Source organism: Azospira sp. I13 (assembly GCF_003112695.1).
Taxonomy (GTDB): domain Bacteria; phylum Pseudomonadota; class Gammaproteobacteria; order Burkholderiales; family Rhodocyclaceae; genus Azospira.
In genome coordinates this window covers 388,659-410,831 of sequence record NZ_BFBP01000002.1, presented here as the reverse complement: position 1 = coordinate 410,831, position 22,173 = coordinate 388,659, and the positions used below count along the sequence as shown (strand labels likewise).

General features: G+C 64.3%; 18 protein-coding genes. 9 read left to right on the top strand and 9 right to left on the bottom strand.

Going from position 1 to position 22,173, the window contains the following annotated elements:
• The first annotated feature begins 6 nt into the window (after nt 1-6).
• Both AZSI13_RS01965 and AZSI13_RS01960 read left to right on the top strand, forming a co-directional pair.
• Complete coding sequence (locus AZSI13_RS01965; protein WP_109039502.1) at nt 7-1,605, top strand: HD family phosphohydrolase; 1,599 nt, start codon at nt 7-9, stop codon at nt 1,603-1,605.
• A gap of 188 nt (nt 1,606-1,793) precedes the next feature.
• Nucleotides 1,794-2,201 (top strand): pilin, encoded by a 408-nt coding sequence (locus AZSI13_RS01960; protein ID WP_109039501.1) that lies wholly within the window; start codon nt 1,794-1,796, stop codon nt 2,199-2,201.
• A 131-nt stretch (nt 2,202-2,332) separates the two neighbouring features.
• Here AZSI13_RS01960 and AZSI13_RS01955 read toward each other — a convergent pair whose 3' ends face one another.
• The 3 genes from AZSI13_RS01955 to AZSI13_RS01945 all read right to left on the bottom strand — a co-directional run bounded on the left by AZSI13_RS01955 (nt 2,333) and on the right by AZSI13_RS01945 (nt 5,148).
• Nucleotides 2,333-2,788 carry a histidine phosphatase family protein gene (locus tag AZSI13_RS01955; protein ID WP_109039500.1) on the bottom strand — a complete coding sequence of 152 codons (456 nt, stop codon included), beginning with the start codon at nt 2,786-2,788 and terminating at the stop codon, nt 2,333-2,335.
• A gap of 27 nt (nt 2,789-2,815) precedes the next feature.
• Nucleotides 2,816-4,354: a CYTH and CHAD domain-containing protein gene (locus tag AZSI13_RS01950; RefSeq protein WP_109039499.1), complete on the bottom strand. Its 1,539-nt coding sequence runs from the start codon at nt 4,352-4,354 to the stop codon at nt 2,816-2,818.
• Nucleotides 4,355-4,503: 149 nt separating this feature from the next.
• Nucleotides 4,504-5,148, bottom strand: coding sequence for a Crp/Fnr family transcriptional regulator (locus AZSI13_RS01945; protein ID WP_235609617.1), 645 nt, complete (start codon nt 5,146-5,148; stop codon nt 4,504-4,506).
• A gap of 265 nt (nt 5,149-5,413) precedes the next feature.
• Here AZSI13_RS01945 and AZSI13_RS01940 point away from each other — a divergent pair, with 265 nt between their 5' ends.
• Nucleotides 5,414-6,601, top strand: coding sequence for an efflux RND transporter periplasmic adaptor subunit (locus AZSI13_RS01940; RefSeq protein ID WP_109039497.1), 1,188 nt, complete (start codon nt 5,414-5,416; stop codon nt 6,599-6,601).
• Entirely contained in the window at nt 6,598-7,320 is a 723-nt protein-coding gene (locus AZSI13_RS01935) for an ABC transporter ATP-binding protein (protein ID WP_235609596.1), read from the top strand. Before AZSI13_RS01940 ends, AZSI13_RS01935 begins: the two co-directional genes overlap by 4 nt.
• 136 nt (nt 7,321-7,456) lie before the next feature.
• Here the strand turns inward: AZSI13_RS01935 and AZSI13_RS01930 are convergent, their stop codons facing one another.
• On the bottom strand, nt 7,457-9,430 hold the full coding sequence (locus tag AZSI13_RS01930; protein ID WP_109039496.1) for a sigma-54-dependent Fis family transcriptional regulator: 1,974 nt from the start codon (nt 9,428-9,430) through the stop codon (nt 7,457-7,459).
• Nucleotides 9,431-9,740: 310 nt separating this feature from the next.
• Between AZSI13_RS01930 and adh the strand changes: the two genes are divergently transcribed.
• Together adh and AZSI13_RS01920 are read left to right on the top strand one after the other, a co-directional pair.
• Nucleotides 9,741-11,261, top strand: coding sequence for an aldehyde dehydrogenase (adh, locus tag AZSI13_RS01925; RefSeq protein WP_109039495.1), 1,521 nt, complete (start codon nt 9,741-9,743; stop codon nt 11,259-11,261).
• A 350-nt stretch (nt 11,262-11,611) separates the two neighbouring features.
• Nucleotides 11,612-13,120, top strand: a complete 1,509-nt coding sequence (locus AZSI13_RS01920; RefSeq protein ID WP_109039494.1) for a YdiU family protein — start codon at nt 11,612-11,614, stop codon at nt 13,118-13,120.
• An 18-nt stretch (nt 13,121-13,138) separates the two neighbouring features.
• On the opposite strand, the gene AZSI13_RS01915 is transcribed toward AZSI13_RS01920, so the two are convergent.
• The gene (locus AZSI13_RS01915) at nt 13,139-13,948 is read right to left on the bottom strand and encodes an NYN domain-containing protein (protein WP_235609595.1); all 810 of its coding nucleotides are present in this window, start codon (nt 13,946-13,948) and stop codon (nt 13,139-13,141) included.
• A 133-nt stretch (nt 13,949-14,081) separates the two neighbouring features.
• Here AZSI13_RS01915 and AZSI13_RS01910 point away from each other — a divergent pair, with 133 nt between their 5' ends.
• On the top strand, nt 14,082-15,242 hold the full coding sequence (locus tag AZSI13_RS01910) for an ABC transporter permease (RefSeq protein WP_109039492.1): 1,161 nt from the start codon (nt 14,082-14,084) through the stop codon (nt 15,240-15,242).
• A gap of 258 nt (nt 15,243-15,500) precedes the next feature.
• Here the strand turns inward: AZSI13_RS01910 and AZSI13_RS01905 are convergent, their stop codons facing one another.
• Nucleotides 15,501-16,916, bottom strand: coding sequence for a phenylacetate--CoA ligase family protein (locus AZSI13_RS01905; protein ID WP_109039491.1), 1,416 nt, complete (start codon nt 16,914-16,916; stop codon nt 15,501-15,503).
• Nucleotides 16,917-17,125: 209 nt separating this feature from the next.
• Here AZSI13_RS01905 and AZSI13_RS01900 point away from each other — a divergent pair, with 209 nt between their 5' ends.
• Nucleotides 17,126-18,304: an ABC transporter permease gene (locus AZSI13_RS01900; protein WP_109039490.1), complete on the top strand. Its 1,179-nt coding sequence runs from the start codon at nt 17,126-17,128 to the stop codon at nt 18,302-18,304.
• 45 nt (nt 18,305-18,349) lie between these two features.
• Entirely contained in the window at nt 18,350-19,804 is a 1,455-nt protein-coding gene (locus tag AZSI13_RS01895; protein WP_109039489.1) for an NYN domain-containing protein, read from the top strand.
• A gap of 189 nt (nt 19,805-19,993) precedes the next feature.
• On the opposite strand, the gene panD is transcribed toward AZSI13_RS01895, so the two are convergent.
• From panD to panB, 3 genes are all read right to left on the bottom strand, one after another.
• Entirely contained in the window at nt 19,994-20,374 is a 381-nt protein-coding gene (gene panD, locus AZSI13_RS01890; RefSeq protein WP_109039488.1) for an aspartate 1-decarboxylase, read from the bottom strand.
• A 79-nt stretch (nt 20,375-20,453) separates the two neighbouring features.
• Nucleotides 20,454-21,278: a pantoate--beta-alanine ligase gene (gene panC, locus AZSI13_RS01885; protein WP_109039487.1), complete on the bottom strand. Its 825-nt coding sequence runs from the start codon at nt 21,276-21,278 to the stop codon at nt 20,454-20,456.
• Nucleotides 21,279-21,334: 56 nt separating this feature from the next.
• Nucleotides 21,335-22,147: a 3-methyl-2-oxobutanoate hydroxymethyltransferase gene (gene panB, locus AZSI13_RS01880; RefSeq protein WP_109039486.1), complete on the bottom strand. Its 813-nt coding sequence runs from the start codon at nt 22,145-22,147 to the stop codon at nt 21,335-21,337.
• Between the last annotated feature and the right edge of the window lie 26 nt (nt 22,148-22,173).

Here is a 22,173-nt window from a genome sequence, read left to right as displayed (position 1 = left end):
AGGGCCATGGATACCCTGGAGGACCTCTTCCGCCGACTGGAGCAGCTCAACGAGATCGGCGCGGCACTCTCCTACGAACGGAATCTGGATCGGCTTCTCGAGCGCATCCTGCTCGCCGCCAAGCAGATTACCCATGCCGATGGGGGGACCCTCTACCGGGTGACGGAAGACGGCCGCCACCTGCGCTTCGAGATTTTGCGCACGGATTCCCTGAAGATCGCCTTCGGCGGCAGCAGCGGTGAACCGCTGTCCTCCAAATTTCCTGACCTGCCTCTCTACAACGACCGGGGCGAGCCCAATAACTCCATGGTGGCGGCCTATAGCGCCCTCACCCTGGAGACGGTGAACATTGCAGATGCCTATACCGCAGAAGGGTTCGACTTTTCCGGTACCCGGGCATTCGATGCTCGTACCGGCTACCGTTCCCAGTCCTTCCTCACGGTTCCCATGAAGAACCATGAGAATGAAATCATCGGTGTCCTGCAGCTGATCAATGCCTTGGCGCCGGAGACCGGCACCGTCCGTGCTTTTTCTTACGCCGACCAGCGTCTGGCGGAGTCTCTGGCTTCCCAGGCGGCCATTGCTTTGACTAACCGCCAGTTGATTTCCCAGCTGGAAGGACTCTTCGAGTCCTTCATTCAGCTCATCAACATGGCCATTGACGAGAAGTCACCTTATACCGGTGGCCACTGCCAGCGGGTACCTGAGCTCACCATGATGCTGGCCGAGGCGGTGAATGCCACGGAGGATGGGCCGCTGGCCAGCTTTAGCATGACCGACAAGGACCGCTACGAGCTCAAGATTGCCGGTCTGCTGCACGATTGCGGCAAGGTGACCACTCCGGTCCACGTGGTGGACAAGGCCACCAAGCTACAGACCCTGTTTGATCGTATCCATCTGGTGGATACCCGCTTTGAAGTGCTCAAGCGGGATGCCGAAGTACGCTGTTGGCAGTCGGTAGCTGCGGGAAATGAGCGTCGAGCCGCCCAGGCTGACCTGGCCGAGGCGTTGGCCAGGATTGAAGCCGACCGGGATTTCATCCGGCGCTGCAACACCGGCGGCGAAGCCATGCAGCCGGAAGATCAGGAGCGGGTACGGCAAATTGCCCAGACTTACCGCTGGCGTGACGAAACCGGGCAGGAGGTGGATTTTCTCAGCGCAGACGAAGTGGAAAATCTCACCATCCGCGCCGGCACCCTGACCGCCACCGAGCGGGAGGTCATCAATCACCACATCGTCGCCACCATCCGCATGCTTGAAGCCCTGCCCTGGCCGAAACATCTCAAGAATGTTCCGGAATACGCCGGTGGCCACCATGAACGCATGGACGGCAAGGGCTACCCCAAGGGCCTGACCCGCGAGCAGATGAGCATCCAGGCCCGCATCATGGGCATCGCCGATATCTTCGAAGCCCTGACTGCCCGGGATCGTCCCTATAAGGAAGGAATGAAGCTATCCCAGGCCCTGGAAATTCTCGGCAAATTCCGGGACAACGGCCATATCGATCCCGACCTGTTCGAGGTTTTTATGACCCAGCAGGTCTATCTCAAGTACGCCCGAAAGTGTCTGGCACCGGCGCAGATTGATATTGAGAGGATGGAATAGGGTTTGACGATGGAGCGAAGTGACGCGGTATGACGGTCAACTGACAAAAAGTGTCAGTTGCAGAGGCTTTTAAAGTTATATAATTTCGCAATTAATTGATTTTGTGTTGTTTTATTTTCTGGCACGGAGTCTGCCTAGTAAAAGCCAAGCGTAATCCCACGCTTCGATTCAACCCCAAGGAGATTGCCATGCAAAACGTGCAAAAAGGTTTCACCCTGATCGAACTGATGGTCGTGGTTGCCATTATCGGTATCCTGGCTGCTGTCGCTCTGCCCGCCTATTCCGACTACCAGGCTAAGGCCAAGGTTGCTGCCGGTCTGGCAGAAATTTCCGCCGGTAAGACTGCCTTCGAAGGCCGCATCAATGACGGTCAAACCGTTGCGGGTCCTGCTGACATCGGTTTGTCTACCACCCCCACTGGAAACTGCACTATTGGTGCTTCTGCCACGACCATCACTTGCGCCCTGCTGAACGCCCCCACCCAAGTTAACGGCAAGATTCTGACCTGGACTCGTGATGCTACCACCGGTGTGTGGGCTTGCAGCTCCGACATCGCTGACAAGCCAAAATACGCGCCCAAGACCTGCCAAGGCTAATAGGGTCGTACTCTTAAAACCCCGCTTCGGCGGGGTTTTTTTCGTATATTTTTTGGGAAATACGCAGATGGGAGGTGATTCGCGCTGCTTGAAACTGTGCCTATTGAGTAGCGAAGCTGAAGGACCTACGATCAGACAAGTAACTCCGGCACCATGGCCACCCGCAAGACCGTCTGCGACTCTCCCTGCCGTACCCGGTTGCTGAACCACCAGACGGCCCCTTTCTTGATGCTCCAGTCGGATTCGCTACCGGAGAGGAGGAGGGAGGCCAGGCGGCCGAGGGCGGGTTGGTGGCCGATGATCAGGACGGCACCAGCGCCGTCGGGCCAGCCGGTGGCGGCGAGGAGGTCGGCGACCCCGGCCTCGGGTGCCAGCTTGCGGCTGGTTTCGAAGGGGAGTTCCAGTGCCTTGGCGGTTTGCTGGGTGCGTACTGCAGGGCTGGCAATGATGCGCAATTCCTTCGGCAGACGTTCGTGCAACCAAGCCGCCATTTGACGGGCCTGCTTCTCGCCCCGATGGGTGAGGCGGCGGGCCATGTCGTTTTCGCCGACTTCGGCTTCGGCGTGGCGCCAAAGAATCAGGTCCATGGATAGCTCCGGAAAAAGCTGCCTATCCTAGCGGTGCTGCTTTACAACTTTGTTGCGGCGAGGGGATTCCCAGGGCGGGAGGAGCGCCAGGAATTCATGGAGTTGTGGTGCCAGTACCGCTTGTAGCAGATCGCCACGGCCGGCCAGCCAGCCATGTACGAGACCTGGGCGGGCTGGCAGCATGGCGGTGATCAGTTCTCCGGCAGTGGCCAAGTCGTTGATGTAGCCGAGCGTTTCCTGCAGCTGGGCAAGGGCCTGCTGATAGCGTTGGGCTCGTCGGCTACCGGTGGGGGGGGCGAGAAACTCAATGGCGTAACGCAGCTTCTTGAAGGCCAGACGCAGCTGGTGCTGGCCCGCATCATCCAGGGTCGCCAGCGTTTTGGCCAGGCGCCTGGCTTGTTGGGCGCGGCGGCTCAGGCGACGGCTGGCGAAGTCCGGCAGGGTTTCGGTCTTCGGGCCGGGGGCGCCTTCCAGGGCGAAGAGTGCGGCAGTGAATTCAAGGATCAGTCGGGAATAGGCAGCACTGGCGAACGTTCGCTGGGCCAGTTGCTGGGCGGCCTTGCGGCGGCCCTCCGCCTGGCGGGCCAGACGGGCCGGCTCGATAGCCTGGGGGAAGGCCGCGACCAGAGGCGGCAGGGTGTCGTGGAGGAAAACATCCCAGTTGCGCGTTTCTCCGAGTATCTGGCCGAGCTGTCGCCAGGGAGGAGCCCAGGCGGCCAGGAATGCCGGGGGCAGGGCCGGGGCAAAGAGCTTGAAGAGGGAGCGCAGGCGGCGGATGGCGATGCGCGCCTGGTGCAGGTACTCGGGATGTTTCCCCGCCTGGGCGCCGGCTTCATTGGCCTGGAGGTGCTGCAGACAATTCAGGGCAGCGTCGCGAAACACCTCCCAGTGGGGCAGATAGGGCGGTTCTCCCTGGATCAGGCAGGTGGGGCGGGCTTTGACTGGCGGACTGGTACGGCCGGTGAACAGGGCATATCCCCGCTCGGCCTTGCTGGCGGCCACCGGGTGCAGGGCCTGCTTCGGCCCCAGGGCGGTAGCTAACTCCATGGCCAGGGCAAAGAGTGCGCTTTCCGGCCCCGACAACAATTCCAGCTCCAGTTCCGCGAGGGCCTCCTTCTTGCCCTGGCTCTGGATGGAGCCCCGATCCAGGGCGATTTCGACGCGGGTGCCCGGTGTCGGTTCGACGATCCAGGCCAGGCGGGTGAAATCGGTGGTGAAGGCCGCCTGCAGGCGTGGGGTACGCTTTTCCAGCCAGCGCCGCAGATCGGCATCATCCACATGGGCGAAATCGAAATGGCCGGGCGCTACCGGCGCTTCCCACTCATTACGACGGGCCAGGCCGCCGCTGGCCGGGTTGGCGGTCTTTACCGTCAGCAGCCAGTCCCAGCCCTTGCGGCGATGGCGCAGGGCCATGCGCCGGCCGAGCAATTCCAGGTCGGGCGTGTCGTAATAGGTATTGAGGAGGCGCTGGCGCTCAGGCGTGCTGCCGGCCAGCAGGGGGTGCTGCAACAGGCGGGCGGCCGCCCCGGGAGGCAGGCGCAGCTTGAGTTCGGTTTCGAGGGCCATGGTCCCCGGATTCTACACCGGGGATTTGACAGGGGAATGACCGGGAGCGCAGTGGAAAAGCAAGGCTTGCAAGCGCTGGTGCCGCCGAAGTGGCGGTGAGGCATGGTGCCTCTGGGGAATGCTTCGCCCGGGGTGGCCCGGGCCGAGTATCAGAGGTCGAAGGTACGCAGCTTTTCCACGTCGGGGATGTGAATCTTGCGGCCTTCCACCCGGATCAGGCCCCGTTCCGACAGTTCGTGCAGGATGCGTGAGAAGTGTTCCTGGGTGAGATTGAGGCGGGAGGCGATGATGCCCTTGTTGGTGGGCAGGTTGACGGTGGTTTCCTTGGGCAGGTTTTCTTCGTCCGGCAGATCCCGCAGCAGGTAGCCGATGATGCGCTGGCGGCCGGAGTGCAGGGAATAGGATTCCACGTCGGTGATGATCTGATGCAGGCGCATGGAGAGGCCGGCGATCATCTTGCGACCTAGCTTCGGGTCCCGCTCCAGCTCCTCGAATAGCACGGCCTTGGAAATGTGCAGCAGCTGGGAATCGGTGAGGGCCTGGGCGTAGACGATGTAGGGCTTGTCCATGAACATCAGGGCTTCGCCGAAGGTCTGGCCCTGGCCGAGGATTTCCACCACTTTTTCGCCGCCCTGGGCAGAAGTGAAGGCCAGCTTCACCTGACCATAGACCACCAGGTGCATGCCCTGGCAGATATCGCCCTTGTGGAACAGGATGTCGCCGCGGGCAGCGTGAATTTCCCGGGTGCCGCGGGCGATACGGGCAATTTCATCCGGAGCCAGTCCGTTGAACATGGGCACATAGGACAGCAGGGCGTCGATGTTCAAGTTACTGGTGGTCACGGAGGGTGCTCCTCAAGGGATCGAAAAATAGGCGCCATGGTCGCATTCCCCAGGTTTGCTGACAAGTCCGGCAAATCCCCGTTCCGCGTGGGGATTTCCACAGCTTGCAGAACATTGGGATTTTCTGTGCCGGTCGGCGGAGGCGAAAGGCAGGCCAGTTATAATCCCTTACCCCATTTGCAAGAACTGCCGCCATCAGCGGCTTCCTCCTCCAGCCATGAGCGAAACCGACCTCTCCCGCCTCCGTCTTGACCGTAGCGCCGCCCCCGCCGCATCGGCTCGGGCGTCCCGTTTTTCGCGCTTCCGTCGCCGGCCCTGGCTGATTGCCGCAGCGGCGGTGCTGGGTGGCGGCCTTCTGCTACTACCCTGGCTGAATCGTGAGGTGGAGGTGGAAACAGTTTCCGTCACCACGGCTTACCCCTACCAAGGAGCGACGCTGCTCAACGCCGCTGGCTACGTGGTGGCCAGCCGCAAGGCCTCGGTGGCCTCCAAGGCCACCGGCCGGCTGGAATGGCTGGGCGTGCTGGAAGGTAGTCGGGTCAAGGCCGGCGATATCCTGGCCCGGTTGGAAAACCGGGACGTCCAGGCCCAGGCCGACCAGGCCGGTGCCGGCGTGGTGTCCGCCCAGGCGGAATTGAAGGATGCCGCCGCCGCCCTGGAACGGGCGAAGGACCTGGCCCAGAAGAAATTCCTTTCCGGCGCCTCCCTCGATACCGCCCAGGCCCGCTTCGACAAGGCGCGGGCGGCCGTGGCCGTGGCTCGGGCCAATCAGCGGGCGGCGGAAGTGACCGTGGAACAGACCCTCATCCGCGCCCCCTTCGACGGTGTGGTGCTGACCAAGACCGCCAATATCGGTGACGTCATCACGCCCTTCTCCTCCGCCACCGAGAGCAAGGGCGCCGTGGTCACCATGGCCGACATGGAGAGCCTGGAAGTGGAGGCCGATGTGGCCGAATCCAACCTTTCCAAGATCAAGGTGGGGCAGCCCTGCGAGATCCAGCTGGATGCCTTCCCCGACCTGCGCTTCCGTGGCGAAGTCAGCCGCCTGGTGCCGACGGTGGATCGTTCCAAGGCCACGGTGCTGACCAAGGTTCGCTTTGTGGACCGGGACGAGCGCATCCTCCCTGAAATGAGCGCCAAAGTCGCTTTTCTCGAGAAAGCCATGGCCGATGGCGAGCGCCAGCCCCTCATCGCCGTGCATAAGGACGCCCTGGCCGCCGACGGCAAGCACCTTTTCCTCATTGAATCCGGCCGGGTGAAGCAGCTGGCGGTCACCGCCGGGCGCAAGATCAACGATCTGGTGGAAATCACCTCCGAGCCGCCCCTGGCGCCCGGCGCCAAGGTGGTGGCCCGGCCCGGCGAACGTCTGGGCGATGGCGCCAAGGTCAAGGTGGTAAGTAAGTGAGCGGCCCGGCCAGCGGCGGCGTGCCCCTCATCGTTCTCGACCGCCTGACCAAGACCTATCGCCGGGGCCAGCAGGTGGTGCCGGTGCTGGAAAGCATCAGTTTTGCCATCGATGCCGGCGAGTTCCTGGCGCTCATGGGGCCTTCCGGCTCCGGCAAGAGCACCCTGCTCAATCTCATTGCCGGGATTGACCGGCCCGACTCGGGCCATCTCACCGTGGCTGGCCAGGACATCGCCCATCTGCCCGAGGCGGAACTGGCCGCCTGGCGGGCCGACCACGTGGGCTTCATCTTCCAGTTCTACAACCTCATGCCGGTGCTGACCGCCCTGGAAAATGTGGAGCTGCCCCTGCTGCTGAAGAAACTGCCCAAGGCGGAACGGCGGGAACGGGCCGAACTGGCCCTCACCATGGTGGGCCTGGCGGATCGCCTGGACCACACCCCCAACGAGCTCTCCGGCGGCCAGCAACAGCGGGTGGCCATTGCCCGGGCGCTCATCACCGATCCCACCCTGATCGTCGCCGACGAACCGACCGGCGACCTGGATCGGGAATCGGCCACCGATATCCTGCACCTCCTGCAGCGCCTCAACGACGAGCTGGGAAAAACCATCGTCATGGTCACCCACGACCAGCGGGCAGCGGAATCGGCCCACGCCATCATGCATCTGGAAAAAGGCGAGCTCTCCACCCGCCAGGAAATCCGGCCCCGCAAAGTCTGAATCGCCATAACGCCGGAGTCTTAACCGCCCTGGACCGATGCCCTGGGAGGCAATAGGGACGGGCTTCTCCACCCGATACCTGGTGGCGAGGCCCGTCCCTATTGGTTTCCAGCCTTATGCCGGGGTGAGGGGGCGTCTAGCCCGCCACTTCCTTCAGTTTGCGGTACAGGGTATTGCGGCTGATGCCCAGGCGCCGCGCCGCTTCCGACATATTCCCTTGAGCCAGGGCCACAGCTCGCTGGATGGCCTGGTGGGAGAGCTGGCGCAGATTGTCCGGGGCGGGCATGGCCGCAGTGGTGTCCGCCGTTGTCTCGGCACCGCGCGCAGCCGCAGCCGAGGTCATGGCCGGGGCCCGTAGCTCCTCGGCCAGGTCGTCCGGCAAATGGCCCCAGTCGATGATTTCCTCCCCGTCATCCAGCAGGGCCGTGGCTGTGCGCAGGGCGTTGGCCAGCTGGCGCAGGTTGCCCGGCCAGGCATAGTCGGCGAAGGCCCGGGCGACCGCCGGGGCCAGGGCCAGCTGCTGTTGCGGTGCCATTTCCCGTAGCAGCCGGGCCACCAGGGCGGCGAAGTCGCTGCGCTCCCGCAGGGCCGGCAGGGTCAGGGTGAGGCCGTTGAGGCGGTAATACAGGTCGGCGCGGAAGCGGCCGGCCTCCACCTCCTGGCGCAGGGGGCGATGGGTGGCGCAGATGAGGGAAAAATCCACCGCTACCGGCTTGCCGCCGCCCAGGGGCGTCACCTCCCGTTCCTGCAACACCCGCAGCAGTCGGCTTTGCAGGGCCAGGGGCATGTCGCCGATCTCGTCCAGGAACAGGGTGCCGCCATGGGCTTCGCGCAGGCGGCCGGGGCTGCCTTCCTTGCGGGCGCCGGTGAAGGCGCCGGGGCTGTAGCCGAAGAGTTCGGCCTCGATCAGGTTTTCCGGTAGGGCCGCGCAGTTCACCGCGACAAAGGGCGCCTTCCGCCGCGGGCCGCAGTGGTGGATGGCCTGGGCCAGCAGTTCCTTGCCCACGCCGGATTCACCGTGCAGCAGCAGGGGAATGGGTTTGCCCGCCACCTTGCGGGCCTTGTCCAGGGCGGCTTTCAGGCGCAGGTCGCCGGTGTCCAGGCGGCCCAGGGCATCGTCTGCCGTCCGGGCGGAGGCGGGGGCGGTGTGGATAGCGGGGCGGGGGGTGCTGATGGCCGGCCGCCCTGCGTGAATCTGGGCGAACAGCCGCTCGCCCTTGCGGGTGTTGAGCAGGAGCGCCTGTTGTTGATGGCGGCGGCCCCAGTCCAGCAGGTCCTCGATGCGGCTGTCGAGCACCCGGCTGAGGGGCGTGGCGCCCAGATCGGCGGCCTGGAGCCCGAGGAGGTGGAGGGCGGCCCGGTTGGCGCCGATGATCCAGCCGTCTTCGGAGAGGGCCACCACGCCTTCGGCCACGGTGCCGATGCCTTCGGCCCGGGGATGCAGATGGAGCAGGGTGCCGCGCCGGTGGCGCGAGAGCAGCAGGCGGTTTTCGATCATCTGGGCGGCGGTGCGCACCAGGCCCTGGGTGTGGGGGTGGTGGCTGCGGTGGTCGCCGGAGATGTCCAGGGCGCCCAGGAGCTGGCCCTCGGGGGAGAGGATGGGGGCGGCGGCACAGGTGAGAAAGCCGTTGCGCTCGAGAAAGTGCTCGGCGCCGTGGATTTCCACCGCTGCGCCTTCGGCCAGGGCGGTGCCGATGGCGTTGGTGCCCCGGTGCTGCTCGTGCCAGGAGGCGCCGGGGGCCAGGGCCACCCGCTCGGCCTTGCCGAGAAAGTCCGGGTCGCCCAGGGCATGGACCAGCAGCCCCCGGTTGTCGGCCAGGATCACCATGCTGTGGGAGGCCTGGACCTGGGCGTAGAGGTATTCCATGACCGGCTGGGCGTGGGCAACGAATTCCTGGTGGCGCTCCAGGGCCTGGCGCAAATGCTGGTCGGAGAGGCGGGGCGTATCCGGGTTGCGGCCCACCGGGGCCAGGCCGGCGCCCTGACTGCGTTGCCAGGAACGGACGAGGCGCTCGTCCACCAGGCCCGGGGGAATCTCTCCCCGCTCGAGAAAGAGGCGCCGGGCCTGGCGCAGCAGGGGGCCGCCGGCATGGGGGTGCGGATGAATCATTTTGTCTCCTTCGCTCCGGCCTCTGGCGGGTCGGATGACTTGGTCCGGCGAGTATAGACCTCTGTAATCCGGCTGCAATGCTTTCCCCGGGATTCCCCGCCGGGGGCGGTCAACCTGTCCCGTTTTGGGACAGGTGTGGCGTGGCGGGACGTCCCGCCGGGTGGGGCGGTGCAGTCGGTGGCGGTGGGTGTTTGTTGTCAAATCAACGGGTTGCGTTGTTTTCTGGGGCCTGGCACGGCCCTTGATAAAGAGAAGCCGTGCTCCCTTCCTGGAGCCGAGTTTGATCCCCATAAAAACGCAAGGAGACACCATGATCTACGCAACCCCCGGCAGCGCTGGCGCCAAGCACCAATACAAGGCCCGTTACGACAACTTCATCGGCGGCAAGTGGGTGGCCCCGGTCAAGGGCCAGTACTTCGACGTCATCACCCCCATCACCGGCAAGCCCTACACCCAGGCTGCCCAGTCCGGCGCCGAGGATATCGAGCTGGCCCTGGATGCCGCCCACGCCGCCGCCGACAAGTGGGGCAAGACCTCCGCCACCGAACGCTCCAACATCCTGCTGAAGATCGCTGACCGCATTGAGGCCAACCTGGAAATGCTGGCCTACGTGGAGACGGTGGATAACGGCAAGGCCATCCGCGAAACCCTCAATGCCGACATTCCCCTGGCCGCCGATCACTTCCGCTACTTCGCCGGCTGTCTGCGCTCCCAGGAAGGCTCCATCAGCGAGATCGACGAAAACACCATCGCCTACCATTTCCACGAACCCCTGGGCGTGGTGGGCCAGATCATCCCCTGGAACTTCCCCATCCTCATGGCCGCCTGGAAGCTGGCCCCGGCCCTGGGCGCCGGCAACTGTGTGGTCTTGAAGCCCGCCGAATCCACCCCCATCAGCATCCTGGTGCTGGCCGAGCTGATCGCCGACCTGCTGCCCCCGGGTGTGCTCAACATCGTCAACGGCTACGGTCGCGACGCCGGCATGGCCCTGGCCTCCAGCAAGCGCATCGCCAAGATCGCCTTCACCGGCTCCACCGCCACCGGCCGGGTCATCGCCCAGGCCGCCGCCAACAGCCTCATTCCCGCCACCCTGGAACTGGGCGGCAAGTCCCCCAACATCTTCTTCGCCGACGTGGCCGATGCGGATGACGACTTCTTCGACAAGGCCATCGAAGGTCTGGTGCTGTTCGCCTTCAACCAGGGCGAAGTGTGCACCTGTCCCAGCCGCGCCCTGATCCACGAATCCATCTACGACCACTTCATGGAACGGGTGCTGGCCCGGGTCAAGGCCATCAAGCAGGGCAGCCCCCTGGATACCGACTCCATGATGGGCGCCCAGGCCTCCCAGATGCAGATGGACAAGATCCAGTCCTACCTCGCCATCGGCAAGGAAGAGGGCGCCCAATGCCTGATCGGCGGCGACCGCGCTCGTCTGCCGGGCGAGCTGGCCGAGGGCTACTACATCCAGCCGACGCTGTTCAAGGGCCACAACAAGATGCGCATCTTCCAGGAAGAAATCTTCGGCCCGGTGCTGGCCGTGACCACTTTCAAGACCGAAGCCGAAGCCCTGGAAATCGCCAACGACACGCCCTACGGCCTCGGCGCCGGGGTGTGGAGCCGGGACGGCAACACTGCCTACCGCATGGGCCGCGGCATCAAGGCCGGCCGGGTGTGGACCAACTGTTATCACGCCTACCCGGCCCATGCCACCTTCGGCGGCTACAAGGAATCGGGCATCGGCCGCGAGACCCACAAGATGATGCTGGATCACTACCAGCAGACCAAGAACCTGCTGGTGAGCTACAGCCCCAAGGCCCTGGGCTTCTTCTAAGCAGCGGCCACAGCATGGTCCTGGCGTCGTTGCGCCGCCTTGCCGTACGACAAGTACTGTCTGCGGCGGCACGCCTAGCCAGGACCGCTTCGCTCCATCCTGTGACCGCTCCTGGCGGTTAGCAGGAACGGTTGCCGACCCGGCCGTGCCGTCCGCTAGCGAGGCACGGCCGGGGCTGGCAGCAACGCAGTCGTAGTGGGATTGAAGTCTTGTTTCCTCCCCGGCGGGGGCGTGGCCTGGTGCGGGCTGCGCCCCTCTTTTTTGTCAGGCCGGGAGAACCTTTCGCCGCCGGAGTGGCTCTACTTGAGGCGACCCCAGCGGGTGTCGCCTCAATCCCATCCCTCCGCCCCATGCCTGCCCCCCTCTCTTTTCCCTTCGATAACACCTACGCCCGGGACCTGCCCGGCTTTGCCGTGCCCTGGCAGCCGGCCGCCGCCCCCGCACCCCGGCTGCTGCACTTCAACCCCAGCCTGGCCCGGGAACTGGGCCTGCCCCTGGCGGACGCCACGCCGGATGACCTGGCCGCCCTGTTCTCCGGCAACACCCTGCCCGAAGGCGCCAGCCCCATCGCCCAGGCCTACGCCGGCCACCAGTTCGGTCAGTTCTCGCCCCAGCTGGGCGATGGCCGGGCGCTGCTGCTGGGGGAGGTGATCGACGGCCAGGGGCGCCGCCGCGACATTGCCTTCAAGGGCTCGGGCCCCACGCCCTTCTCCCGCCGCGGTGATGGCAAGGCCGCGGTCGGCCCCATGCTGCGGGAGGTGCTGATCGGCGAAGCCATGCACGCCCTGGGCATTCCCACCACCCGGGCCTTGGCCGTGGTGGCCACCGGCGAGCAGGTGCGGCGGGAGCGCCCCCTGCCCGGCGCCATCCTCACCCGGGTGGCCGACAGCCACCTGCGGGTCGGCACCTTCGAGTTCTTCGCCGCCCACGCCGGCCCAGATCAGGTACGGCGCCTGGCCGACTACGCCATCGCCCGTCACTACCCGGAACTGGCAGGAGCGGATAACCCCTACTTGGAACTGCTGCGCGCCGTGGCCGCAAGGCAGTCCTCCCTGGTGGCCCAATGGATGGCCGTGGGCTTCATCCACGGCGTCATGAACACCGACAACATGAGCATCGCCGGGGAAACCATCGACTACGGCCCCTGCGCCTTCATGGAAGCCTACGACCCAGCCACCGTCTTCAGCGCCATCGACCGCCAGGGCCGCTACGCCTACCACCACCAGCCGGACATCGCCGCCTGGAATCTGGCCCGCTTCGCCGAAACCCTGCTGCCCCTCATCGACGACAACACAGAACGGGCCGTCGCCCGGGCCACCGCATCCATTCAGGTATTTTCCGAGCGTTATCGCCAACACTGGCTGAAGGAAATGGGCGCCAAACTGGGCCTGCCGCCCCTGACGGAAGCGGATGCCGCCCTGGCCGAAGACTGGCTGGAATTGCTCCAGGCCCAGTCCGTGGATTTCACCCTGGCCTGGCGTTATCTGGGAGAGGCCGCCGCAGGTGAAGAGGGGCGGCTAAGCAGTTTGTTCGCCGATGGCGCCGCCCTGGATGCTTGGCTGCAACGCTGGCGTCAGCACTGCGCCGCAGCGGACAGGGCGGGCGACGAGGCCGGAGCAAGTGGAACCACTCGGGCCACTCGGACCGCCGCCATGGCCCAGACCAATCCCTGGCTCATGCCCCGCAACCATCAGGTGGAGGCAGCCCTGGATGCCGCTGAACAAGGGGACCTGACTCCCTTCCACCGCCTGCTCGGCGCCCTGGCCGAGCCCTGCCGGGAACAGCCCCGCTATGCCGATCTGGCAGAACCGGCGCCCCGGGAATTCATGCGGACGTTTCAGACGTTTTGTGGGACGTGAGCGGACGCCCTGAGGAGCTTAAGCTCCCTTCGCACGTAGATAAAGAATTTTCTGATTTGATCCAGAGGCTTGGCGCTCTTCAATAGCAAATAGGTCTGTTTTGGCTTTTACTAAGTCAGATAGCTTTTTGTAGCCATAGAGTCGGGAGTCGAAGTCAGGCTGAAGCTTTGTTAGATAACTTCCAAAGGTTCCTAGGTGAGCCCAGCCGCTATCGTCAATAGACTGCTCTAGAGCTGTGAGGACAAATTGCTTAGGGAACTCTTGCCTGGAGTCAGAAGTTGCCTCGGATGATGGTTGGGAAGGAGGCATCTGCACATCAATGTCATGAGGGGGGTAATGTTCCGCAGGAGGAGAGGGACGTAGTACTTCAGTAAAGATGAATTTGTGACAAGCATTGCGGAATGCATCAGGGGTTTTCTTTTCCCCAAAACCCAGGACAGATAACCCTTCCTCACGTAATCTCATTGCTAGACCAGTGAAATCGCTATCACTAGTGACCAAGCAAAATCCGTCGAATTTTCGCGTATAGAGTAAATCCATCGCATCAATGATTAGAGTGCTGTCGGTAGCGTTTTTTCCTGTCGTATAAGCAAACTGTTGAACTGGTTTGATAGCGTATTTTTGCAATACCTTTTTCCAGGATGCGCTGGTTGAAGCTGTAAAATCTCCGTAAATTCGCTTCACCGTTGCTTCACCAAAACGAGCGATTTCAGCCAAAAGTCCTTCAATGACGACGGCTTGTGCGTTATCTGCGTCAATGAGGACTGCTAAGCGTAATGATGGCTCTTCAGTTTCAATTTTTGCAACGAGCCTGGGGGAGGTGGTCACGGTAAGTTCTCCGAGTACTGGATGATTTATGGCTATTTTACGGTGTCTGAAATATTCGGAAGTCATTATTCGCGACGGCGGTCTGAAAACTCTTTCCCCAAATTTATAATGACTCCCTCTCCCGGAGTCCCTCGTGCTTTTCATCCTCCTCAACCTCGTCGTTCGCAACGCTTTCCGGCACAAGCTGCGCACCTTGCTCACCCTGGTGGGGCTGACGGTGGCGGTGCTGGCGTTTGGCCTGCTGTCCACGGTGGTGGATGCCTGGTATGCGGGGGCGGAGGGGGCTTCCAATGCGCGGCTGGTGACGCGCAATGCGATTTCCCTGGTCTTTCCCTTGCCCCTGACCTACAAGCAGAAGATTCGCCAGATTGAAGGGGTGAAGGCCATTTCCACGGCCAACTGGTTCGGCGGCATTTACAAGGAGCCGAAGAACTTTTTCCCCCAGTTCGCGGTGGATGCCAACTATCTCGACCTCTACCCGGAATACCTGCTGGGGGACGATGAACGCACCGCCTTCGCCCGGGATCGCAAGGGGGCTATTGTCGGCAGCAAGCTGGCGGCCCAGTACGGCTTCAAGGTGGGGGACGTGGTGCAGTTGAAGGGCACCATCTTCCCGGGCACCTGGGAATTCGTCATCCGCGGCATCTACACCGGGCGGGAGGCCAAGACCGATGTTTCCCAGATGATTTTCCACTGGGAATACCTGAACGAAGTGGTGAAGGTGCGTTACCCGCGGCGGCAGAACCAGGTGGGGGTGTATGTGGTGGAGATCGCCGACCCCAACCGGGCGGCGGAGATTTCCCGGCTCATTGACGCGGAATTCCACAACAGCGCCGCCGAAACCCTGAGCGAGACGGAGAAGGCCTTCCAGCTCTCCTTCGTTTCCATGACTGAGGCCATCGTGGTGGCCATCCGCATCGTTTCCTACGTGGTCATCGCCATCATCCTGGCGGTGATGGCCAACACCATGGCCATGACGGTGCGGGAGCGCACCGCCGAATACGCCACCCTGAAGGCCCTGGGCTTTGGCCCGGGTTTTGTGCGGGGGCTGATCTTCGGCGAATCCGTGGCCATTACGCTGATCGGCGGCGGCCTGGGCATTGCCCTGACCTTCCCCGTGGCGGCGGCGTTTGCCCAGGCCATGGGCACCTTGTTCCCGATTTTCTTCGTCTCTGCCCACACGGTGCTGCTGCAGGCTGGCTGCGCTTTAGGGGTGGGGCTGATTGCCGCCTGGTTCCCCAGCCGCCGGGCCGCCCGCATCGCCATTGTGGAGGGGCTGCGCAGCGTGGCTTGAGGCGGGGTTGCAGCAAGGGAAATGAAAAAGGGCAGCCCGGGGGCTGCCCTTTTGTTTGCGGTGATGCCGTGCCGGCATCACCGCGAGGGCGTCGCGAGGGCGTCGCGAGGGCGTCGCGAGGGCGTCGCGTGGGACGTCGCGTGGGACGTCGCGTGGGACGTCGCGTGGGATGGGCGTGGGATGGGCGTGGGATGGGCGTGGGATGGGCGTGGGATGGGCGTGGGATGGGCGTGGGATGGCAGCGGGAGCCGCCCGGCCTCAGGCCCAGACGCCGGTGCGGCGGTCTTCCACCCGCTTGGCCTTGTGGGTGGCCCGGGGCAGGGTGTCCGGCGGCAGGATGGTCACCGCCGGCTGCACGCCGGTCACCGATTTGAGGTGCCGGGCAAAGCGCAGGGCCAGTTCTCCGTCGTCGCCCTGGAAGGCGGCGCTGCGCTCCACTTCCACCGTCAGATGGTCCAGGTGGTTGATGCGCTCGATGACCAGCTTGTATTCGCCGGTCAGGTCGTGGTCCTTGCGGGCGATGGCTTCCACGTCGCTTGGGAAGAGATTCACCCCCTTGATGATGATCATGTCGTCGAGCCGGCCATGGACGCCTTTGAGGCGGATGGAGGTGCGGCCGCAGGCGCAGGGGTCGGAGGTGAAGGAGACGATGTCGCCGGTGCGGAAGCGGATCATCGGCCGGGCGGTCTTCTTCAAGGTTGTCAGCACCATTTCGCCCCGTTCGCCTTCGGCTACCGGTTCGCCGGTTTCCGGGTCCAGCACTTCCACCAGGATGTGGTCTTCGGCCCAGTGCAGACCGTCCTTCTCCTCGCACATGCCGGCGCAGGAGCCGAAGATGTCGGAGAGCCCGTAATAGTCATAGACCGAGGCGCCCCAGAGATCTTCGATGCGCTTGCGGGTTTCGGGGATGGAGCCCCCGGGTTCGCCGGCCACGAAAATGCGCTTGATGGCCAGGTCCTTCTTCGGGTCGATACCTTCCTTGAGGGCAGTTTCCCCCAGATACCAGGCGTAGGAAGGCGTGGTCCAGATGGCGGTGGCCTGGAACTGGCGGGCGATGGTCAGCAGCCGCTCCGAAGGCACGGTGCCGGCGTGGATGGAGAGGGCGCCCAGCTTCTGGGCCCCCAGCACGCAGGGGCCGCCGACGAAGAGGGAGAAATTCAGGGAATGGCAGTAACGGTCTTCCGGGCGCAGGCCGGAGGACCAGAACTGGCGCGCCTCGTAGTCCATCCAGTCGTCGAAATCGGCAGCGGTGAAGGGGGAGGCGGTGGGTACGCCGGTGGAGCCGCTGGAGGCGGAAATGTAGACGATGTCCCGTTCCGGCACCGCCACCAGGTCGCCAAAGGGCGGTACGGCCAGCTGCCGTTCGCGGATGATCTGCTTGTCGATGAAGGGGAAGCGGCGCAGGTCTTCCAGGGTCTTCACCTGGTCCGGGTGCAGGCCGGCGGCATCCCAGGTAGCGCGGTAATAGGGCGAGCCCTCGTAGGCATGGTGCAGGTGGCGCTTCAGCAATTCCAGCTTGAGGGCCTCCCAATCTGCCCGGGGCTGGGTTTCCAGCTGCTCGTCCCAGTAGGGGGCATCGGAGGCCGGGGCCGTGCGGTGAGGCTGGCCATGGTGGGCGAGAGCAGCGGTGTGGGACGGGTGGGTTGCGCGAGAGGCGAGGGCGGCAAGGCTCATGATGGTGATGGTTCTCCGTAAAGCGTTGCCGTCCCCTTGGGCGGCAATCATTTTTTATAACTCTAAGGCCTTGCCGAGTCTCGTTTGATACCGCTTCTGTCTAAGCTTGTGCCCCACCGGCATAAGCCCGATGCCAGGCCCTTTGCGGGGCGGTGGGCGGCGGCGCCGGGTGGTGCTGAGCCAGCGGTTGGCGCTGCTATACTCGCCCGGTGCAAATCCCCCTCGCTTATTCCCTGCGCAATCTGGCCGCCCGCAAGCTGACCACCGCCCTCACCGCCGGCGGCATGGCCCTGGTGGTGTTCGTCTTCGCCACGGTGCTGATGTTGGATGCGGGCCTGAAAAAGACCCTGGTGGAGACGGGTATGCCCGACAACGTGGTGGTCATCCGCCGGGCCGCCGGCACCGAGGTGCAGAGCGGCGTCGAGCGGGTCCAGGCGGCCATCGTCGAAAGCCTGCCCCAGGTGGCCCTGGGGGCCGGGGGGCTGCGCCTGGTGTCGAAGGAGACGGTGGTGCTCATCTCCCTCAACAAGCGGGTGGCGGACGGGGCGCCGGCCAAGCCCGCCAACGTCATCATCCGGGGCCTTTCCCCGGTGGGGCTGGCGTTGCGGCCCCAGGTGAAATTGCTGGGGGGCCGCATGTTCCGCCCCGGCTCCAACGAAATCATCACCGGCCAGGCCATCGCCCAGCGTTTCAACGGCGCCGGCCTGGGGGAAACCCTGCGCTTCGGTGCCCGGGACTGGGTGGTGGTGGGGGTTTTCGATGCCGGCGGCAGCGGCTTCGATTCCGAGGTGTGGGGCGATGCGGATCAGCTGATGCAGGCCTTCCGCCGGCCGGTATTCTCTTCCCTCATCTTCCGCCTCAATGATCCCGGTGCCTTTGCCGCGGTCAAGGAAACCATCGAGAGCGATCCCCGCCTGACCCTGGAAGCCAAGCGGGAGGCCCAGTTCTACGCCGACCAGTCCGAAGCCCTGTCCAAGTTCATCAGCATCCTGGGCATCACCCTGTCGGTGATCTTCTCCATCGGCGCCATCATTGGCGCCATGATCACCATGTATGCCGCCGTGGCCAACCGCACGGGGGAGATCGGCACCCTGCGGGCCCTCGGCTTCAATCGCCGGGCCATTCTCGGCGCCTTCCTGGTGGAATCCCTGGGCCTGGCCCTGCTGGGCGGGCTGGTGGGCCTGGCCCTGGCCTCCACCCTGCAGTTCTTCACCATTTCCACCATGAACTGGCAGTCCTTCGCCGAGCTGGCCTTCACCTTCAGCCTGGATGGCGGCATCGTCATCAAGAGCCTGGTTTTTGCCCTGGTCATGGGCCTCCTGGGGGGCTTCCTGCCTGCCTTCCGGGCCGCCCGCATGAATATCGTCGAGGCCCTGCGCGCCGCCTGAACGGCCGGGCTTTATACTCAACCCAATTCCTTACGGAGAAACCCCATGGCAGCTCCTGCCGACACCGTCAGCATGGCCCTGTTCTGCGACTTCGAGAACATCGCCCTGGGCGTGCGTGACGCCCAATACGAAAAGTTCGACATCAAGCCGGTGCTGGAGCGCCTGCTGGTGAAAGGTTCCATCGTCGTCAAGAAGGCCTATTGCGACTGGGATCGTTACAAGACCTTCAAGGCCACCATGCACGAGGCCAATTTCGAGCTGATCGAAATTCCCCACGTGCGCCAATCCGGCAAGAACTCCGCCGACATCCGCCTGGTGGTGGATGCCCTGGACCTCTGCTACACCAAGTCCCATGTGGACACCTTCGTCATCATCTCCGGCGATTCCGACTTTTCTCCCCTGGTCTCCAAGCTGCGGGAGAACGCCAAGCATGTGATCGGCGTCGGTGTGAAGCAGTCCACCTCCGACCTGCTCATTGCCAACTGCGACGAGTTCATCTTCTACGACGATCTGGTGCGGGACCGGGAAGCCAAGCGGGCTGCCGCCAACCGCAAGGACCCGGCCAAGGAAGCGGCGCCCCGCCGTTCGCCAGAAGACGAGAAGAAGCGCAAGGACGACCAGGATGCCCGCCGCACCAAGGGCATCGAGCTGGCCATGGCCACCTTCGAGGATCTCATGGCCGAACGTAGCGACACCGAGAAGCTGTGGGCCTCGGTGCTGAAGGAAGCCATCAAGCGCCGCAACCCGGGATTCAACGAGTCCTACTACGGCTTCCGCGCCTTCGGCAATCTGCTGGAAGAAGCCCAGGGTCGGGGCCTGCTGGCCTTTGGCCGGGATGAAAAATCCGGTGCCTACGTGGCCCGCCCGGGCAGCCAGCCCCAGCCCGTGGTGCAGGCCTCAGCCCCTGCCCGGGAAGCGGCGGTACGAGATGAGGCCGTGCAGCCCGAAGCGGCCCGGGAATCGGTCGGGGAAGCTGCCGAAACACCGGCCCGGGAAGGCCGGGGCGACAAGCGTCGCCGTGGTCGCGGTCGCGATGGTGCCAGGGAGAATGGGGTGAAGGATGGACCGCGGTCGCAAGAGGCAGCCGTCGAGCCGGTCATTCCGGCCGCCCCAGCCACTGTGACTGCCGCACCCGGTGTCGTGGCGGCGGATGCATCGCCTGCTGTTGCTGCCGTGGCAGCCGGTGAGACCGCCGGCGCAGCTTCGGTCGTGGCCAAACCTGCTACCCGGGCGCCGTCCTCCGGTGCCCGTAGTGGCGCCCGTACCCGGGCTCGCAAGACCGCGGCAGCCCAGGAGATCGCCGCCGCCAAGAAGGCGCCGAGCAAGGCTGCGGCTGCTACGAAGGCTGAGCCCAAGGCCGAGTCCAAGGCTGAAACGAAGCCTGAAACCAAGACGGCACCCAAAGCAGCAGCGGCGCCTGTGGCCGAAGCCGCGGCCAAGCCCAAGGCCCGCCGCGCGCCAGCCAAGCGGGGCAGCAAGCCGGCAGCCAGCGAGAACTGAGCTTTGTAGCCAACAGGCGGCCGGATCGGCCCCCTGTCGGAGCCCGTCAGGCGCCTGCATGCCCGATGCCATTCGGGTGGTGCTACGGATGCTGCAATGGCTTACGCCGAAAAGAAAAAGCCGCGACGAGTCGCGGCTTTTTTTCTGGCAGCCCGCCTCCGTAGAGGTGGCTGCAGCGTCGGCAGGAGATCAGGCGGCCTGGGCCGGGATCTTGTTGCCGATGCGGGCGATGCGGTTCTGGGAATCCACGTAGATCAGCTGGGGCTCGTGCTTGGCCAGTTCCACTTCGGTGTAGCTGGCGAAGGTGGCAATGATCAGGATATCCCCGGGCGCGGCCTTGCGGGCAGCGGAACCGTTGACGGAAATGACGCCGGATCCACGTTCGGCCAGGATGGCGTAAGTGGTGAAGCGCTCGCCGTTGTTCACGTTCCAGATGTCGATCTGTTCGTATTCTTTGATGTTGGCCGCGTCCAGCAGGTCCTGGTCGATGGCACAGGAGCCTTCGTAATGCAGCTCCGAATGGGTGGTGGTCACCCGATGGAGCTTGGACTTGAGCATGGTTCTCTGCATGGCTTCACCCGTAGGCAAAAGGTAATGGGGAACGGCATTTTAACGGCTCAGGGCCGTCTGTCAACGCCAAGTTTTTGTCTTAAATCTCAAGATTATCAATGAGTCGCGTTGCTCCCAGGCGGGAGGCGGCGAGTACCACCAGGGGTACGTCGGCGCCGGAGGGAGGCTGCAGGTCGCTTTGCTGTCGCACCGCAACATAGTCCGTCTTCCAGCCCGCAGCGTCAAGGGCGGCGCTGGCGGCGGCCTCGAGGGCAGCGTAATCCCGGTTACCGGCACGGATGGCGTCCCGCAGCTGGTTCAACTCACGCTGCAGGCGGGGCGCTTCGGCCCGTTCGGCGGGGGTCAGGTAACCATTGCGGGAAGAGAGGGCCAGGCCATCCTCGGCCCGCACCGTCTCACCGCCCAGAATGCGGATGGGCAGGGCCAGCTGGCGGCCCATGTTGCGCAGGACCATGAGCTGCTGGTAGTCCTTCTTGCCGAAGAGGGCGGTGTCCGGCTGGACGATGTTGAACAGCTTCAGCACCACGGTGGCGACGCCGCGGAAGTGGCCGGGGCGGAATTCGCCCTCCAGCCAGTTCTGGATTTCCGGCGGCTCCACCTGGTAGGTCTGGGGCTCCGGATAGAGGTCGGCCTCGGTGGGGGCGAAAAGGACATCCACCCCGGCCGCTTCCAGCTTGGCGCAGTCGGCTTCGAAGGTACGGGGGTACTTGTCGAAATCTTCGTTGGGGCCGAACTGCAGGCGGTTCACGAAAATGCTGGCGACCACGGTCTGGCCGTACTGGCGAGCCTGGGTCATGAGGCTGATGTGGCCCTCATGCAGGTTGCCCATGGTGGGCACGAATACCACCTCGGGCTTGCCGGCAAGGGCGGCGCGCAGGTCGTCGACCCGGGAAATGATCTGCATGGCTGTTTCTCCTGAAGACCGGGCCGTACTTGGCGGTCCCGTGTCGTTGGGGTGACTCAGTAACAGTGTTCGGCGGCGGGGAAGGTACAGTCCTTCACCGCTGCCACATAGGCGGCGATGGCGGCGGCCACGGAGGGCTGGCCGACCATGAAATTCTTGACGAAACGGGCCTTGCGGCCGGGGGCGATGTCGAGCATGTCCTGCAGCACCAGCACCTGGCCGGAGCATTCGACGCTGGCGCCGATGCCGATGGTGGGAATGTGCAGCAGGGCGGTGACTTCGCCGGCCAGGGCCTGGGGAATGGCTTCCAGCACCACCATGCTGGCGCCGGCGGCCTGGATGGCCAGGGCGTCCGCCTTGACCTGGGCCGCGCCGGCCTCATCCTTGCCCTGGACCCGGTAGCCGCCCAGCTGGTGCACCGACTGGGGCGTCAGGCCGATGTGGCCGCAGACAGGAATGCCGCGATGGGTGAGGAAGCGCACGGTGTCGGCCATGTCCTCGCCGCCTTCGATCTTGACCATCTGGGCGCCGGCGGCCATTAGCTGCACGGCGTTGCGGAAGGCCAGTCCCGGGGTTTCCTGGTAGGTGCCGAAGGGCATGTCGGTGATGATCAGGGGGCGGTCACAGCCCCGGGCCACCATGGCGGTGTGATAGACCATGTCGGCCAGGGTCACCGGCAGGGTGGAATCGTGGCCCTGGACCACCATGCCCAGGGAATCGCCCACCAGCACGGTATCCACGCCGGCACTGTCGCACAGACGGGCGAAGCTGGCGTCGTAGCAGGTCAGCATGGCGATTTTCTCGCCGGCGGCCTTGAGCTTGGCCAGATCGGTGATGGTCAGACGGCGGGTGGTGGTATGGCTGGACATGGGTTCTTCTCCCCGATTCACATATT

What these genes read in the sequence shown, in the direction of transcription:
- AZSI13_RS01905 (WP_109039491.1), bottom strand. Translation starts at nt 16,916, where the DNA reads ATGAGCCTTGCCGCCCTCGCCTCTCGCGCAACCCACCCGTCCCACACC.
- AZSI13_RS01955 (WP_109039500.1), bottom strand. Translation starts at nt 2,788, where the DNA reads ATGGACCTGATTCTTTGGCGCCACGCCGAAGCCGAAGTCGGCGAAAAC.
- panD (WP_109039488.1), bottom strand. Translation starts at nt 20,374, where the DNA reads ATGCAGAGAACCATGCTCAAGTCCAAGCTCCATCGGGTGACCACCACC.
- AZSI13_RS01895 (WP_109039489.1), top strand. Translation starts at nt 18,350, where the DNA reads ATGGCAGCTCCTGCCGACACCGTCAGCATGGCCCTGTTCTGCGACTTC.
- adh (WP_109039495.1), top strand. Translation starts at nt 9,741, where the DNA reads ATGATCTACGCAACCCCCGGCAGCGCTGGCGCCAAGCACCAATACAAG.
- AZSI13_RS01930 (WP_109039496.1), bottom strand. Translation starts at nt 9,430, where the DNA reads ATGATTCATCCGCACCCCCATGCCGGCGGCCCCCTGCTGCGCCAGGCC.
- AZSI13_RS01920 (WP_109039494.1), top strand. Translation starts at nt 11,612, where the DNA reads ATGCCTGCCCCCCTCTCTTTTCCCTTCGATAACACCTACGCCCGGGAC.
- AZSI13_RS01965 (WP_109039502.1), top strand. Translation starts at nt 7, where the DNA reads ATGGATACCCTGGAGGACCTCTTCCGCCGACTGGAGCAGCTCAACGAG.
- panC (WP_109039487.1), bottom strand. Translation starts at nt 21,278, where the DNA reads ATGCAGATCATTTCCCGGGTCGACGACCTGCGCGCCGCCCTTGCCGGC.
- AZSI13_RS01940 (WP_109039497.1), top strand. Translation starts at nt 5,414, where the DNA reads ATGAGCGAAACCGACCTCTCCCGCCTCCGTCTTGACCGTAGCGCCGCC.
- AZSI13_RS01945 (WP_235609617.1), bottom strand. Translation starts at nt 5,148, where the DNA reads ATGTTCAACGGACTGGCTCCGGATGAAATTGCCCGTATCGCCCGCGGC.
- AZSI13_RS01950 (WP_109039499.1), bottom strand. Translation starts at nt 4,354, where the DNA reads ATGGCCCTCGAAACCGAACTCAAGCTGCGCCTGCCTCCCGGGGCGGCC.
- panB (WP_109039486.1), bottom strand. Translation starts at nt 22,147, where the DNA reads ATGTCCAGCCATACCACCACCCGCCGTCTGACCATCACCGATCTGGCC.
- AZSI13_RS01960 (WP_109039501.1), top strand. Translation starts at nt 1,794, where the DNA reads ATGCAAAACGTGCAAAAAGGTTTCACCCTGATCGAACTGATGGTCGTG.